Source organism: Rhodoferax sp., from assembly GCF_030653815.1.
GTDB lineage: Bacteria > Pseudomonadota > Gammaproteobacteria > Burkholderiales > Burkholderiaceae_C > Rhodoferax.
This window is the reverse complement of record NZ_JAURYQ010000023.1, coordinates 17,488-31,761: the sequence shown is the minus strand read 5'-3', so window position 1 is coordinate 31,761 and position 14,274 is coordinate 17,488. Positions and strand designations below refer to the sequence as shown.

Annotated in this window: 13 protein-coding genes; 8 read left to right on the top strand and 5 right to left on the bottom strand. The window is 61.1% G+C overall.

Annotated features, from left to right (window positions below; all coding sequences use genetic code 11):
- The first annotated feature begins 8 nt into the window (after positions 1-8).
- The gene (gene ligA, locus Q7U49_RS08240; protein WP_304763709.1) at positions 9-2,075 is read left to right on the top strand and encodes an NAD-dependent DNA ligase LigA; all 2,067 of its coding nucleotides are present in this window, start codon (positions 9-11) and stop codon (positions 2,073-2,075) included.
- Positions 2,062-2,598 carry a peptide deformylase gene (gene def, locus Q7U49_RS08235; RefSeq protein WP_304763708.1) on the top strand — a complete coding sequence of 179 codons (537 nt, stop codon included), beginning with the start codon at positions 2,062-2,064 and terminating at the stop codon, positions 2,596-2,598. The genes ligA and def overlap by 14 nt, the downstream gene beginning before the upstream one ends.
- Here def and Q7U49_RS08230 read toward each other — a convergent pair.
- Positions 2,595-5,183, bottom strand: coding sequence for a [protein-PII] uridylyltransferase (locus Q7U49_RS08230; protein WP_304763707.1), 2,589 nt, complete (start codon positions 5,181-5,183; stop codon positions 2,595-2,597). The genes def and Q7U49_RS08230 overlap by 4 nt on opposite strands.
- Positions 5,184-5,205: 22 nt before the next feature.
- Positions 5,206-6,039 carry a type I methionyl aminopeptidase gene (gene map, locus Q7U49_RS08225; protein WP_304763706.1) on the bottom strand — a complete coding sequence of 278 codons (834 nt, stop codon included), beginning with the start codon at positions 6,037-6,039 and terminating at the stop codon, positions 5,206-5,208.
- A gap of 31 nt (positions 6,040-6,070) precedes the next feature.
- Here map and dusA point away from each other — a divergent pair, with 31 nt between their 5' ends.
- Positions 6,071-7,087: a tRNA dihydrouridine(20/20a) synthase DusA gene (dusA, locus tag Q7U49_RS08220; protein ID WP_305237551.1), complete on the top strand. Its 1,017-nt coding sequence runs from the start codon at positions 6,071-6,073 to the stop codon at positions 7,085-7,087.
- Between the two features lie 7 nt (positions 7,088-7,094).
- On the opposite strand, the gene Q7U49_RS08215 is transcribed toward dusA, so the two are convergent.
- Positions 7,095-7,697, bottom strand: a complete 603-nt coding sequence (locus Q7U49_RS08215; RefSeq protein WP_304763704.1) for a YqhA family protein — start codon at positions 7,695-7,697, stop codon at positions 7,095-7,097.
- Positions 7,698-7,857: 160 nt separating this feature from the next.
- On the opposite strand from Q7U49_RS08215, the gene acs reads away from it, so the two are divergent.
- Positions 7,858-9,825: an acetate--CoA ligase gene (gene acs, locus Q7U49_RS08210; RefSeq protein WP_370653985.1), complete on the top strand. Its 1,968-nt coding sequence runs from the start codon at positions 7,858-7,860 to the stop codon at positions 9,823-9,825.
- A 90-nt stretch (positions 9,826-9,915) separates the two neighbouring features.
- Here acs and Q7U49_RS08205 read toward each other — a convergent pair whose 3' ends face one another.
- Positions 9,916-10,218: a c-type cytochrome gene (locus tag Q7U49_RS08205; protein ID WP_304763702.1), complete on the bottom strand. Its 303-nt coding sequence runs from the start codon at positions 10,216-10,218 to the stop codon at positions 9,916-9,918.
- 111 nt (positions 10,219-10,329) lie between these two features.
- On the opposite strand from Q7U49_RS08205, the gene Q7U49_RS08200 reads away from it, so the two are divergent.
- The 4 genes from Q7U49_RS08200 to Q7U49_RS08185 are packed head-to-tail and all read left to right on the top strand — an operon-like array spanning position 10,330 to position 13,757.
- Positions 10,330-10,575, top strand: coding sequence for a TIGR04438 family Trp-rich protein (locus Q7U49_RS08200; RefSeq protein ID WP_304763701.1), 246 nt, complete (start codon positions 10,330-10,332; stop codon positions 10,573-10,575).
- Positions 10,576-10,584: 9 nt separating this feature from the next.
- Positions 10,585-11,403, top strand: coding sequence for a prolipoprotein diacylglyceryl transferase (gene lgt, locus Q7U49_RS08195; protein ID WP_304763700.1), 819 nt, complete (start codon positions 10,585-10,587; stop codon positions 11,401-11,403).
- A 13-nt stretch (positions 11,404-11,416) separates the two neighbouring features.
- Positions 11,417-12,181: an enoyl-CoA hydratase/isomerase family protein gene (locus Q7U49_RS08190; protein WP_304763699.1), complete on the top strand. Its 765-nt coding sequence runs from the start codon at positions 11,417-11,419 to the stop codon at positions 12,179-12,181.
- Between the two features lie 52 nt (positions 12,182-12,233).
- Positions 12,234-13,757, top strand: coding sequence for a malonyl-CoA synthase (locus tag Q7U49_RS08185; protein ID WP_304763698.1), 1,524 nt, complete (start codon positions 12,234-12,236; stop codon positions 13,755-13,757).
- Positions 13,758-13,763: 6 nt separating this feature from the next.
- Here the strand turns inward: Q7U49_RS08185 and Q7U49_RS08180 are convergent, their stop codons facing one another.
- Complete coding sequence (locus Q7U49_RS08180; protein ID WP_304763697.1) at positions 13,764-14,207, bottom strand: universal stress protein; 444 nt, start codon at positions 14,205-14,207, stop codon at positions 13,764-13,766.
- Positions 14,208-14,274: the final 67 nt, after the last annotated feature.

Sequence of the window (14,274 nt, the reverse complement as noted above, 5' to 3'; positions counted from 1 at the left end):
CTGCGTGCATGAGCACCCTTGATTTGTTTGCCCCCGCGCCGGACGATGCCACTCTGATGGCGCAACTGCGCCGGACCCTGCATGAGCATGCGCACCGCTATTACGTGCTGGATGTGCCGACCCTGCCCGATGCCGAATACGACCGGCTGTTTCGCGAGTTGCAGGCCCTGGAGGCGCGCCATCCCGAGCTGGTTACGCCGGACTCACCGACCCAGCGCGTCGGTGGCAAGCCACTGGACCAGTTTGCCCCGGTGCGCCACGCTGTGCCGATGCTGAGTATTCGCACCGAAACCGATACCGAGGCCAGTGGCGCTGAGAACTTTGACGCGCGCATTCGCCGTGAATTGGGCTTGAGCCCGACGGATGCGGCCATCGACTATGTGGCCGAGCCCAAGTTTGACGGCCTGGCCATGAACCTGCGTTACGAACAAGGCGTGCTGGTGCAGGCCGCCACCCGGGGCGACGGCGAGGTAGGCGAAGACGTGACGCAGAACATCCGCACCATTGGCCAGATTCCGCTAGGCCTGCCTGTTGATGCACCGGCGGTGCTGGAAGTGCGCGGCGAGGTCTACATGCGCCGCGACGACTTCGAGGCGCTCAACGACAAGCAGCGCGCCGCCGGGCAAAAGACCTTTGTCAACCCGCGAAATGCCGCGGCCGGTGCCGTGCGTCAGCTCGACCCGGCCATTGCGGCGCAGCGGCCCTTGAGTTTTTATGCCTACGGACTTGGTGCGGTCACCCCGCCTGACGTGGGTGGGCCGGTTTGGCAAAGCCATTTCGAGATGCTGCAGACCCTGAAAAGTTGGGGTTTTCCGGTCTCTGAGCTAGTCAAGTGCGCGCAAGGCGCTCCCGCGCTGGTGGCCTACTACGCGGCCATTGGCGCCCAGCGCGATGGCCTTGGCTTTGACATCGATGGTGTGGTCTACAAGGTCAACAGCCTGGCGCTGCAGCGCCAACTGGGTTTTGTCACGCGCGAGCCGCGCTGGGCGGTGGCGCACAAGTTTCCGGCCCAGGAGATGCTGACCACCGTGCTGGCCATTGACGTGCAGGTAGGGCGCACCGGCAAGTTGACGCCGGTGGCCAAACTGGCGCCGGTGTTTGTCGGTGGTGTCACCGTGACCAATGCCACCCTGCACAACGAAGACGAGGCGCGTCGCAAGGACGTGCGGGTCGGTGACACGGTGGTGGTACGCCGCGCTGGTGATGTGATTCCGGAAGTGGTGAGCGTGTTGCTGGACAAACGTGTGGGCACGCCGGCGGTGTTCACCATGCCGCGGCAGTGCCCGGTGTGTGGCAGTGCGGCGGTGCGCGAGGAGGGCGAGGCCGACTACCGCTGCACCGGCGGCCTGTTTTGCAGCGCCCAGCGCAAGCAGGCGATTCTGCATTTTGCCCAGCGCCGAGCCGTCGAGGTGGAGGGCCTGGGCGACAAGCTGGTCGACCAGCTGGTGGATGTCGGCATCATCAACACCCTGCCAGACCTGTACCGGCTCGGCTTCACGGCGCTGGCCAAGCTGGCGCGCATGGCTGACAAGTCGGCGCAGAACATTCTGGACGCGCTGGAGAAGTCCAAACAAACGACGTTGCCACGGTTTTTGTTTGGGCTGGGCATACGCCATGTGGGCGAGGCCACAGCCAAGGCACTGGCGCGCCACTTCGGCAAGCTCGACGCCATCATGGACGCACCGGAAGAAGCCTTGCTGGCGGTGGCCGACGTCGGCCCGATCGTGGCCAAAAGCATCCGCACCTTTTTTGACCAGGCGCACAACCGCGAGGTGGTCGAGCAATTGCGCGCCTGCGGCGTGACCTGGCCCGAGGGCGAGCCGGCGCCGGTGGCGGTCCAACCCTTAAGCGGCCAGACTTTTGTGCTCACCGGCACCCTGCCCACGCTGGGGCGGGAGGAGGCCAAGGCCCTGATCGAGGCCGCCGGCGGCAAGGTGGCCGGCTCGGTCAGCAAGAAAACCAGCTTTGTCGTGGCCGGGGTTGAGGCCGGCAGCAAGCTCGACAAGGCACGCGAGCTGGGTGTGGCCGTGCTCGATGAAGACCAATTGAAGGAGATGCTCGATGGCGGTGCGTGAGATTCTGAAAATGGGCGACCCGCGCCTGCTGCGCGTGGCCCAACCCGTGACCGCGTTTGACACCGATGCGCTGCACCTGCTGATCACCGACCTGCTCGACACCATGCGCGCGGCAGACGGCGCCGGGTTGGCGGCACCACAAATTGGCGTCGATTTGCAGCTGGTGATTTTTGGCACCGACCGCGCCAACCCGCGCTACCCGCAGGCGCCGGTGGTGCCGCGCACGGTGCTGATCAACCCGGTGATCACCCCGCTGGGTGCGGCTGAGGTGGACGACTGGGAGGGCTGCCTGTCAGTGCCCGGATTGCGCGCGAAGGTGCCGCGTTTCGAGCAGATTCGTTACACCGGCTTTGACCCATATGGGGACCCCATTGAACGCACAGTGGAAGGTTTTCACGCCCGCGTGGTGCAGCACGAATGCGACCACCTCATCGGCAAGCTCTACCCGATGCGGGTGCGCGACTTCAGCCAGTTCGGCTTTACCTCGGTGCTGTTTCCGGAGCTTGACAGCGCCGACGATTAAGCCAGCGCCTCCAGCACCTCGGTCTCGATGGCGATTTGCGCCCTGTTTTCTTGCAGCTCGGGGCCGTCGATCAAAAAGGTGTCATCCACGCGTTCGCCCAGGGTGTTGATCTTGGCCAGTTGCACGTTGACCTTGTGCCGCGCCAGCACGCGGGCGATGCTGTAGAGCAGACCAACCCGGTCGCTGGCCGAGATGTTGAGCAGCCAGCGCTGGCCTTTTTCGTCAGGTTGCAGACTGACCCGTGGCGTGATCGGGAAACTCTTGACGCGTCGTGACACCCGCCCCTTGCCGGGCGCGGGCAGCGGTCCGGTTTGCAAAATGGCGCGCACCAGTTCAGCCTCCACCATGCTGGCCAGCTCGTGGTAAAGCTCCGGCATGGCCTGGGCGGTGACCTGAAAGGTGTCGAGCGCGTAGTGGTTGTTGGCGGTGTGCACACGCGCGTCCAGAATGCTGAAGCCGCGGTGCTCGAAGTAGCCACAAATGCGGGCAAACAGGTCGGCCTGGTCGGGGGTGTAGACCAGTACCTGCAGGCCTTCTCCGAGAGGCGACAAGCGGGCCCGAACGATGGATTTGCCTGAATTGACGTGGCGCGAGAGCTGGCGCGTGTGCCAGGCAATGTCAGCAGCGTCATGGCGCATGAAATAGCCCACGTCCATGGTGTCCCACAAGGCCTTGTGCGCCTGGAAGGGCTGGGCGTGCAGGGCCAACTGGATCAGCGCCTCACGCTTGCGCGCCTCCACTTCGACATGAGGGTCGGCGGTGTGGCCCCCCAACACGCGCAAGCTCAGCCGGTACAGGTCTTCGAGCAGCTTGCCTTTCCAGGCGTTCCAAACTTTGGGCGAAGTGCCGCGAATGTCGGCCACGGTGAACAGGTAAAGGGCGGTGAGGTAGCGTTCGCTGCCGACTTTTTTGGCGAAGGCCGCAATCACATCAGGGTCGCTGAGGTCGGTTTTCTGTGCCACACGGCTCATGGTCAGGTGTTCCCGCACCACAAAGGCGATGAGCTCGGTGTTTTCCCGGCTCACGTTGTGCTGCTTGCAAAAGCGCAGCGCCTCGATTTCGCCCAGTTGCGAGTGGTCACCGCCCCGGCCCTTGGCAATGTCATGGAACAAGGCGGCCACATACAGTACCCAAGGCTGGTCCCAGCCGCTGGCGAGCTGCGAGCAAAACGGGTACTCGTGGGCGTGTTCAACGATGAAGAAACGCCGCACATTGCGCAACACCATCAGCACATGCTGGTCGACGGTGTAGACGTGAAACAGGTCATGCTGCATCTGCCCGACAATTTTTCTAAAGGCCCAGAGGTAGCGCCCCAGCACCGAGGTCTGGTTCATCAGCCGCATGGCATGGGTGATGCCGCTGTCCTGTTTAAGGATCTGCATGAACAGGTCGCGGTTGACAGGGTCCTTGCGAAAGGCGCCGTCCATCAGGTCGCGCGCGTTGTACAGGGCACGCAATGTGCGCGCTGACAAACCATTCATGCCGGCCGTTTGGAACACCAGAAAGGTTTCCAGGATGGCGTGTGGTTCGCGCCGGTAGAGGTCGTCACTGACCACTTCGAGCATGCCCGCCTTGTCGGAAAAGTGCGCATTGATGGGACGCGGCTCATGCATGTTCGGGCTCAGGCGCTCTTCAATGTTGAGTAGCAGGATCTGGTTGAGTTGGGTCACCGCCTTGGCGGCCCAGTAATAACGTTTCATGAGCGCTTCGCTGGGGCGAACGAATGAGCGCTTGTCGGCTGAAACGGGTGGCGCTTCAAAGCCAAAGGCCTGCGCCACGGCGTTTTGCATGTCGAAGATCAGCCGGTCCTCACGGCGTTTGGCAATCAGGTGTAAACGGGTGCGAATGAGCCACAACAGGGCTTCGTTGCGCTTGATTTGCTGGATCTCGAAGGCCGTGGCCAGGCCATTTTTGGCCAGTTCGTTCCAATTGTTGCCAAGACCTGCCGCCTTCGCCACCCACAAAATGACCTGCAGGTCCCGCAGACCGCCGGGCGATTCCTTGCAGTTGGGCTCGAGCGAATAGGGCGTGTTGTCGAATTTGCTGTGGCGCTGGTTCAGCTCCAGGGTTTTGGCGACAAAAAAAGCGCGCGGATCAAGGGCCGCGACAAATTTGCGCCTGAACTGGTCATAGGTTTCCGGGCTGCCGGTGATCAGGCGTGACTCCAGCAAGGAAGTTTGCACGGTGACGTCCTGGCGTGCCTCACTCAGGCAGTCGGCTACCGAACGCACACTGGAGCCAATTTCCAGTCCCGCGTCCCAACAACTGCCAATAAAACCCTCGATGCGGGACTTGAGGTCGGCATCCAGGTCCAGCGCGATGTCATCGGACAGTAACACCAGCACATCGACATCCGAATACGGAAACAATTCGCCGCGGCCGTAGCCACCCACGGCAGCCAAGGTTAGCGAGGACGGGAGCGCGGCGCGCAGCCATAGGGTCTTCAGCGTGTCATCGGCCAGGGCTGCGAGCTTGGCCAGCGTGCCGCCGACCCCGCGCGTGCTTTTTCCACCCTCTGCCAGCGACTGAAAAAGTGCGGCCTTTTTGGCGCGGAACTGCTCCCGCAGGCTTTTCAGGTCGGACATGGGGGGGACCCGTTGAAACCGGTCACACAGCCGCCAGGGCGACAGCCGGCGCGGCCGGTTTGACAAATTCCGGTATGGCCGGGCTGTTGGCAGACAGCGTCAGCACCTCATACCCCGTGGGCGTGACCAGCACCGTGTGCTCCCATTGCGCCGACAGCGAGTGGTCCTTGGTGACGATGGTCCAGCCGTCACCGAGTTCCTTGATGTCCTTGCGCCCGACATTCAGCATGGGCTCGATGGTGATGGTCATGCCCGCCTTGAGCTGGTCGAGCGTGCCGGGTTTGCCGTAGTGCAGGACCTGAGGATCTTCATGAAAGTTCCGGCCAATGCCGTGACCGCAATACTCGCGCACCACGCTCAGGCCCTGACTCTCGGCAAAGGTCTGGATGGCATGACCGATGTCGCCCAGGTAGGCGCCCTCGCGCACCTTCATGATGCCCTTCCACATGGCTTCATAGGTGAGCTTGCAAAGCCGGCGCGCTGCCACCGACACGTCGCCCACCATGTACATGCGGCTGGAGTCGCCATGCCAGCCGTCCTTGATGACAGTCACGTCAACATTGATGATGTCACCCTTCTTGAGCGGCTTGTCGTTGGGTATGCCGTGGCAGACCTGGTGGTTGATGGAGGTGCAAATCGATTTGGGGTAGGGGTCGTGCCCCCCGGGTGCGTAGTTCAGTGGCGCCGAGATGGCGCCCAGCACCTGTGTGGTGTGGATCTCGGCCAGCCGGTCAAGTTCATTGGTGGTGATGCCAGGTTTGACAAATGGAGCCAGGTAGTCCAGCAGCTCAGCGGCCAGGCGGCCGGCGATGCGCATGCCGGCAATGCCTTCGGGGTCTTTGATGGTGATCGTCATGGGGCAAATTATCCCATTGCGGTCAAGGACCATGATTTGCAGGGGAAAATCGCGACCTCTGAACCATTTTTCTTTTTCTGTGATCAGCCACAAAATTTGCGTTGCCCCGATGCTCGACTGGACCGATCGGCATTGCCGGTACTTTCACCGGCTGCTGTCGCGCCATGCCCTGCTTTACAGCGAAATGGTGACCACTGGCGCCCTCATTCATGGCGACCGGGCGCGCCACCTCGATTTCAACGCGGCCGAACTGCCTGTGGCGCTGCAATTGGGTGGTAGTGAGCCTGCCGACCTGGCACAGTGTGCGCGCATGGCCGAGGACTGGGGCTACAGCGAAGTCAACCTGAACTGCGGTTGCCCCAGCGAGCGGGTGCAGCGTGGCGCCTTTGGTGCCTGCCTGATGCGTGAGCCAAGCCTGGTGGCTGACGGCGTGAAAGCCATGCTGGATGCGGTGTCGATTCCGGTCACAGTCAAGCACCGCATCGGCATTGACAAAACCGAGAGTTATGAGTTTGTGCGCGACTTTGTCGGTACGCTGAGTCTGGCCGGTTGCCGCACCTTCATCGTGCATGCGCGCAACGCCTGGCTGCAGGGTCTGAGCCCCAAGGACAACCGCGAGGTACCGCCCTTGCGCTACGAGGCGGTGTACCGTCTCAAACAGGATTTCCCCGGGCTTGAATTCGTCATCAACGGTGGCATCACGCAGACCGACCAGATTGCGCAACACCTGGAGCAGGTCGATGGCGTCATGCTGGGCCGCGAGGCGTATCACAACCCCTGGTGGCTCAGTCAGTGGGACGCCCAGTTTTATGCCGATGCCGGTCAGGCTGAGCTGACCCGCGAAACCATCGAGCGGCAAATGGTGGTCTACATGAGCGAGCAGGCCGCGATGTTCGGCACGCCCTGGCAAACCATTGCCCGCCACATGCTGGGCTTGCGCCATGGGCTGCCCGGTGCGCGGCGCTGGCGCCAGGTCTGGAGCGACCACAAGCTCAAGGCGTTGCCGCCTGAGCAGGTGATGGCGCTGGCGCACCAGCGCGCAGCCTGAAGAAACGTCAGTGCGGCGCTGCCGGCGGGTGTGACATCAGCCGGTCGGTGTAGGCGATGGCCATGGCCGAGAACAAGAATGCAATGTGGATCACCGTTTGGGCGATCAGCACCTTGTCGCTGTAATTGGCGGCATTGATGAAGGTCTTGAGCAGGTGGATCGAGCTGATCCCGATGATGGCGGTGGCCAGCTTGACCTTGAGCACCGAGGCGTTGACATGGTCCAGCCATTCGGGCTGGTCCTGGTGGCCTTCCAGGTTCAAACGGCTGACAAAGGTTTCATAGCCGCCCACGATCACCATGATCAACAGGTTGGAAATCATGACCACGTCGATCAGCGCCAGCACCACCAGCATGATGATGGTTTCGTTCAAATGGGTCACGGGGGCGTCGGCCTTGTAGCCAATGCTGTTGATCAAAGCCTGCAGCGCCGGCTCGCTGCCAAAAGCGGCTTCCAGCAAGTGCACCAGTTCAACCCAGAAGTGAAAGACATACACCGCTTGCGCCAGGATCAGGCCCAGGTACAGCGGCAATTGCAGCCAGCGGCTGGCAAAAATAAGGCGGGGAATGGGGCGCAAGGGACGACTTGGCGGCGTGACAGGCAGGGTCATTTTGATTGAATTAAAGTTTGGTCGACCTGATTTTATGGGGCGTGCTGTCAGGCGCGTGACAGTCAGTGGCATGTAAGTGCCAGCCGTGACATTATCGGGCGAACTTTGTTTAACTAGAGGAGACTTATCCGTGACTACACCCACAACTGCTGTTGAATCCATGTTGGTTGAAAACCGTGTTTTCCCGCCCAGCGAGGCGACCGTCAAGGCTGCGCGTATTTCGGGCATGGAAGGCTACAACGCCCTGTGCGCTGAAGCGGAAAAAGATTTCGAGGGCTTTTGGGCCCGTCTGGCCCGTGAAAACGTGGTTTGGAACAAGCCTTTTACGAAAACGCTGGACGAATCCAATGCGCCTTTCTACAAGTGGTTTGATGATGGTGAGCTCAATGCCTCGGCCAACTGCCTTGACAAGCACATGGGCACGCCCAATGAAAACAAGGTCGCCGTGATTTTTGAAGCCGACGACGGTGCAGTCACCAAGACCACCTACAAGGAGCTGCTTGCCAAGGTTTCCCAGTTCGCCAATGCACTCAAGGCCAAGGGCATCCAGAAGGGCGACCGCGTCCTGATCTACATGCCCATGACGCTCGAAGGCGTGATTGCCATGCAGGCTTGCGCCCGCATCGGCGCCACCCACAGCGTGGTGTTTGGCGGTTTCTCGGCCAAGGCCTTGCAGGAGCGCATCATCGACGCTGGTGCCGTGGCCGTGGTCACCGCCAACTTCCAGATGCGCGGTGGCAAGCAGTTGCCCCTGAAGGGCATCGTGGACGAGGGCCTGGGCCTGGGTGGCTGCGAATCCATCAAGACCGTGTTTGTCTTCGAGCGCACCAACAGCCCCTGCAACATGGTGGCTGGTCGTGATGTCACCTTCACCGAAGCGCTGGCAGGCCAAAGCACCGAGTGCGCGCCGGTCATGGTGGGCGCCGAGCACCCGTTGTTCATCTTGTTTACCTCCGGCTCGACCGGCAAGCCCAAGGGCGTGCAGCATGCCACCGGTGGTTTTGTCCTGTGGTCCAAGCTGACCATGGACTGGACCTTCGACCTGCGTGCAGACGATGTGTTCTGGTGCACCGCCGACATCGGCTGGATCACCGGCCATGCCTACGTGGCCTACGGCCCGCTGGCTGCGGGCGCCACACAAATCATTTTTGAAGGCATCCCCACCTACCCGAACGCCGGGCGTTTCTGGCAGATGATCGAGCGCCACAAGTGCACGATTTTCTACACCGCACCCACGGCCATCCGCTCGCTCATCAAATCGGCTGAAAGTGACGAAAAAGTCCATCCGGACCGCTCCGATCTGTCGAGCCTGCGCATCCTGGGTTCGGTGGGCGAGCCCATCAACCCGGAAGCCTGGATGTGGTACTACAAGAACATCGGCCACGAGAAATGCCCGATCGTCGACACCTTCTGGCAAACCGAAACCGGTGGTCACATGATCACGCCGCTGCCCGGTGCCACGCCGCTGGTGCCCGGTAGCTGCACGCTGCCACTGCCCGGCATCATGGCCGCCATCGTCGACGAGGCCGGCCATGATGTGCCCAATGGTTCGGGCGGCATGCTGGTCGTCAAGCGCCCCTGGCCTTCGATGATCCGCACCATCTGGAACGACCCCGATCGTTTCAAGTCCAGCTACTTCCCCGCTGAAATGGGCGGCACCTATTACCTCGCCGGCGACGGCGCGGTGCGCTCGGAAGACCGCGGTTACTTCCGTATCACGGGCCGGATCGATGACGTGTTGAACGTGTCGGGTCACCGCATGGGCACCATGGAGATCGAATCGGCGCTGGTGGCCAAGACCGACCTGGTGGCCGAAGCCGCTGTGGTGGGCCGTCCGGACGACCTGACGGGTGAAGCGATTTGCGCCTTTGTGGTGTTGAAGCGCGGCGTGCCGACCGGTGACGAAGCCAAACAGATTGCCAAGGAGTTGCGTGACTGGGTGGCCAAGGAAATCGGCCCGATTGCCAAGCCCAAGGACATTCGCTTCGGTGAAAACCTGCCCAAGACCCGCTCGGGCAAGATCATGCGCCGCCTGCTGCGTTCGCTGGCCAAGGGTGAAAACATCACCCAGGACACCTCCACGCTGGAGAATCCGGCCATTTTGGGTCAGTTGGGTCAAGCCTACTGAAGTCAGTGAAGCCTGATTGAAAAAGCCCGCAATTGCGGGCTTTTTCTGTTGGAGCACCCGCTAAGGGCAAGCTCAGTGGCCAAGCAGCGCTTACTTGAGCGACAACACCCATGCGGCCAACAGTTTGGCTTCGGCATCGCTGACCTGAGAATTGGCCGGCATGGGAATGGCACCCCATACACCCGAGCCACCCTGTTTGATCTTGGTGGCCAGTTTGGCTTCAACGCTCTGCCCAGCGTATTTTTTGGCCACATCCTTGTAGGACGGTCCCACAACCTTTTTCTCAACGGCGTGGCAAGTCATGCAGTTCTTTTTTTGTGCCAGCGCCTGGTCTGCCAACGCTGGCGCCGCGACCAGAACGGTGGCGAGCAAGGCAAAAAGAGTTCGCGTCATGCGGCAGTCCTTTGAAAAGATGGGTTAGAGTGTCAGCGATGCCATTGTAGTAAGCGCGCAAACGCCGTGTTGCAATGCAATGGGTTTTATCCTTGGGTATGAAAGGCGACTATGTATTTTCTGGGTCTGGGTGTTGTTTTGCTGCTGTTGAAGTATCTGGAGATCGGGCCCCTGGCGGATTGGTCCTGGTGGTGGATGTTGACCCCATTTGCCCTGGCCGTGCTCTGGTGGACCTGGGCCGATGCCTCGGGCTACACCAAGCGCAAGGCCATGGAGATTGAAGAAAAGCGCATGCAGGATCGGCGGAATCGAACCAAGAGCGCGCTGGACGCCAACTACAAGAACAAGAAGCGCTGAGTCGGAGCCATGCTGATTCATCCAGAAATAAACCCGGTTGCGTTGCAACTCGGCCCCTTGGCTGTCCATTGGTATGGACTGACCTACCTGGCCGCCTTTGGCCTGTTCGTGTGGTTGGGACGTTTGCGTCTTCAGCACGCGCCCTTTGTCTCTATCACGGGTCCACAAGCCTGGAAAAAACAAGACGTAGAAGATATTCTGTTTTTGGGCGTGATGGGTGTCGTGCTGGGTGGGCGCCTGGGTTACTGCCTTTTTTACAAGCCGCTGTATTACGCCGCACATCCTCTTGAGATCTTTGCCGTGTGGCAGGGTGGCATGAGTTTTCATGGTGGCATGCTGGGCGTGATTGTGGCCATGCTCTGGTTCGCGCATTCGCGCGGCCGGCATTGGTTGCAGGTGGCTGACTTTGTCGCGCCCTGTGTGCCTACGGGGCTTGCAGCCGGGCGCCTGGGTAACTTTATCAACGGGGAACTGTGGGGCAGGGTGGCCAGTCCTGACCTGCCTTGGGGCATGGTGTTCCGGGGGGCGGGTGACTTGCCGCGCCACCCGTCACAGGTCTACCAATTTTTACTCGAAGGCCTGCTGCTGTTTGTCTTGCTCTGGTTTTATGCCCGCAAGGCGCGAGCCCGGGGTCAGGTGGCGGCCATGTTCTTGCTGGGTTATGGCTTGTTTCGCTTCATCGCCGAATTTTTCCGCGAGCCTGACGCGCACCTTGGGTTGCTGTCACTCGGCATGAGCATGGGCCAGTGGCTGTGCCTGCCGATGATGGTGGGTGGGTTGGGCTTGTGGTGGTGGGCTGGCGCGCAGCCGCAAGAGTCAGGCAAGTAGCATCGGATGCAGCATGCCGGCAAGAATCAGGTTTGAGCAAGTCGCGGGCGTGGCGCGTGTCACGCTAAGTCACCCCAAGCGCCATAACGCGATGTCCCGCACCATGTGGCGCGACTTGCGGGCGGTCTTTGAGCGCATCCAGTGCCTGACTGAATTGCGCTGTGTGCTGGTGGCGGGTGACGGCGCCCACTTTTGCGCCGGTGGTGACATTTCGGAATACCCAGGTTTCAGGTTCGAGGAGGCTTCCCTGCGTGAATTTCACGAGCAGGAAGTGTGGGGCGCCCTGAGTGCCATGCTGGCTTGCGATGTGCCGATAGTGGCCCAGATCGAGGGCAATTGCATGGGGGCCGGGGTCGAGATCGCCAGTTGTTGCGACATTCGCCTGGCGGGGGAGTCGGCCCGTTTTGGTGCGCCCATTGCCAAGCTGGGCTTTCCGATGGCACCGCGTGAAGCGGCGCTGGTCGCGCGCGAGATGGGGCTGGCGACGGCACGCCAGATGCTGTTGGAGGCCGCAGTTTTCAGCGCACCCGACATGCTGCAGCGCGGTTTTTTGAGCCGGGTTGTCGCCGATGTGGATATCCGCGAGCTGACTCTGGCCAGCGTACAACGCATCTGCCAGATGGCACCCCAAGCGGCTCGTTTGAACAAGCAAACGTTGCGTGCCCTCTCCGAGAACCCGTTGCCGGCGTTGGTCGCCACTGCCTACGCCTATGCCGACAGCCCCGAGCAGCGCGAAGGCATCACCGCTTTTCTGGAAAAACGACTGCCCTCGTTCTGACAAAACATCCGCGCCAACCCTTCGATTCACCGGAACCCATAAGGAAACCACTTTGTCTGAAGTTTCTGCCAATCTCTATGCGCACTTGCGCCATGCCTTTCCGGCCGACCTGAACGCGACCGCCATCGAAACCGATGCGGGCCAGCACTACAGTTGGCGCGACCTGGACCGTGGCACCGCCATGATGGCCAATTTTCTGCAATCGCTGGGCTTGCCGGAAGGCGCGTGCATTGCGGTGCAGGTCGAAAAATCGGTGGAAGCGCTGATGCTGTACCTGGCCACGCTGCGCGCCGGCTATGTTTTTCTGCCACTCAACACGGCCTACCAAAGTGCAGAAATAGGGTATTTCATTGGCAACGCCGAGCCTGCCGTGGTGGTGTGCAGTGCGCCAAATTTTGGCTGGGTCAGCACACTGGCCTTCAAGGCGGGGACGGCCTGGGTTTTTACCCTGAATGACGACCGCACTGGAACCCTGCTGGAGCGTGCAGCCCATGCCTCTGACCACCAGGTGGTAGCGCCCAAAAGGCCCGAGGACCTGGCGGTCATCATTTACACCAGCGGCACGACCGGGCGCTCCAAAGGGGCCATGCTGACGCACGGCAACATGCTGAGCAATGCGCTGGTGCTGAAAGACTACTGGGGCTGGCGAAGTGCTGGGGAGGGCGGGGATGTATTGATTCATGCCCTGCCCATTTTTCACGTGCATGGCTTGTTTGTGGCGATTCACGGCGCGCTCATCAACGGCAGCAAGATGATCTGGCTCGCCAAATTTGATCCGAAGGTGGTGCTTGCGCATTTGCCTCGGGCGACGGTATTCATGGGGGTGCCGACGCTTTATGTGCGCCTGCTGGCTGAAGCAGGACTGGACAGAGCGGCGGTGCAGCACATGCGCTTGTTCATTTCCGGCTCGGCTCCGCTGTTGCTCGACACTTTCACGGCCTGGCAGGAGCGCACGGGCCACACCATCCTGGAACGCTATGGCATGAGCGAAACCATCATGCTCACATCCAATCCTTACCAGGGCGAACGCCGCGGTGGCACCGTCGGCATGCCCTTGCCAGGGGTGCATTTGCGGGTCGTGGACGGGCAGGGGGTTGCGGTGAAGACGGGTGTGATCGGCGACATCCAGGTGAAGGGCCCGAACGTGTTTGCCGGCTACTGGCGCATGCCCGAAAAAACAGCCGAAGAATTCACCGCAGACGGGTTCTTCAAGACGGGCGACGTGGGACGGGTGGACGCCGGGGGCTTTGTCACCATCGTGGGCCGCAGCAAGGACCTCATCATCAGCGGCGGCTACAACGTTTACCCAGCCGAGCTGGAGAGCTTCATCAACGATTTGCCCGGCGTGGCAGAGAGTGCCGTGGTGGGCGTGCCGCATGCCGATTTTGGCGAGGTGGGGGTGGCGCTGGTGGTGGCCAAACCCGGCGCTGCGCTGGACGCGGGGCGGATTTTGCTTGAGCTCAAAGCGCGCCTGGCCAATTACAAAGTGCCCAAACAGTGCCATGTCGTGGCCGACCTGCCGCGCAACGCCATGGGCAAAGTCCAGAAAAATCTGTTGCGCGAGCAGTACCGCTGAGGCGGGTTATCTCAGCACCAGCACGGGAATATGCGAATGGGTCAGCACCTGCTGGGTTTCGCTGCCCAGCAGCAAGCGCTTGACCCCCTTGCGACCATGGGAGGCCATCACGATCAGATCGCACTTGTGCTTGCGCGCTGTGGAAATGATGGCATCCGAGACCACGTCCGACTTGATCGTCAGGGCACGCGTCTTGACCCCTTGCGCCTCGGCCGTTTTCTTGACCTCGTCGACCACAGCCTGACCCTCCTCGGACCATTGTTTTTCAATGCGGCCTACTTCAGCCGCTTGCAGCGCCAGCCCGCCTTCAAAATAGCTTTGCGGGTAACGGGGAACCACTTTCAGGGCCACCAGACTGGCGCCGGTGAGGGCAGCGAGGGAAATGGCACTGCTGACGGCTTTTTTTGACAGGGTCGAGCCATCGGTTGCGAGAAGAATTTTGTCGTACATGCTTGTCTCCAGCGGGTTGAAAGCCTCAGCATACACCGGCTTGAGAAATTTTGAAATTGACAAATGT

What these genes read in the sequence shown, in the direction of transcription:
- dusA (WP_305237551.1), top strand. Translation starts at nt 6,071, where the DNA reads ATGATTTGCAGGGGAAAATCGCGACCTCTGAACCATTTTTCTTTTTCT.
- Q7U49_RS08230 (WP_304763707.1), bottom strand. Translation starts at nt 5,183, where the DNA reads ATGTCCGACCTGAAAAGCCTGCGGGAGCAGTTCCGCGCCAAAAAGGCC.
- acs (WP_370653985.1), top strand. Translation starts at nt 7,858, where the DNA reads ATGTTGGTTGAAAACCGTGTTTTCCCGCCCAGCGAGGCGACCGTCAAG.
- Q7U49_RS08200 (WP_304763701.1), top strand. Translation starts at nt 10,330, where the DNA reads ATGTATTTTCTGGGTCTGGGTGTTGTTTTGCTGCTGTTGAAGTATCTG.
- def (WP_304763708.1), top strand. Translation starts at nt 2,062, where the DNA reads ATGGCGGTGCGTGAGATTCTGAAAATGGGCGACCCGCGCCTGCTGCGC.
- Q7U49_RS08215 (WP_304763704.1), bottom strand. Translation starts at nt 7,697, where the DNA reads ATGACCCTGCCTGTCACGCCGCCAAGTCGTCCCTTGCGCCCCATTCCC.
- lgt (WP_304763700.1), top strand. Translation starts at nt 10,585, where the DNA reads ATGCTGATTCATCCAGAAATAAACCCGGTTGCGTTGCAACTCGGCCCC.
- Q7U49_RS08205 (WP_304763702.1), bottom strand. Translation starts at nt 10,218, where the DNA reads ATGACGCGAACTCTTTTTGCCTTGCTCGCCACCGTTCTGGTCGCGGCG.
- ligA (WP_304763709.1), top strand. Translation starts at nt 9, where the DNA reads ATGAGCACCCTTGATTTGTTTGCCCCCGCGCCGGACGATGCCACTCTG.
- Q7U49_RS08190 (WP_304763699.1), top strand. Translation starts at nt 11,417, where the DNA reads ATGCCGGCAAGAATCAGGTTTGAGCAAGTCGCGGGCGTGGCGCGTGTC.
- map (WP_304763706.1), bottom strand. Translation starts at nt 6,039, where the DNA reads ATGACGATCACCATCAAAGACCCCGAAGGCATTGCCGGCATGCGCATC.
- Q7U49_RS08180 (WP_304763697.1), bottom strand. Translation starts at nt 14,207, where the DNA reads ATGTACGACAAAATTCTTCTCGCAACCGATGGCTCGACCCTGTCAAAA.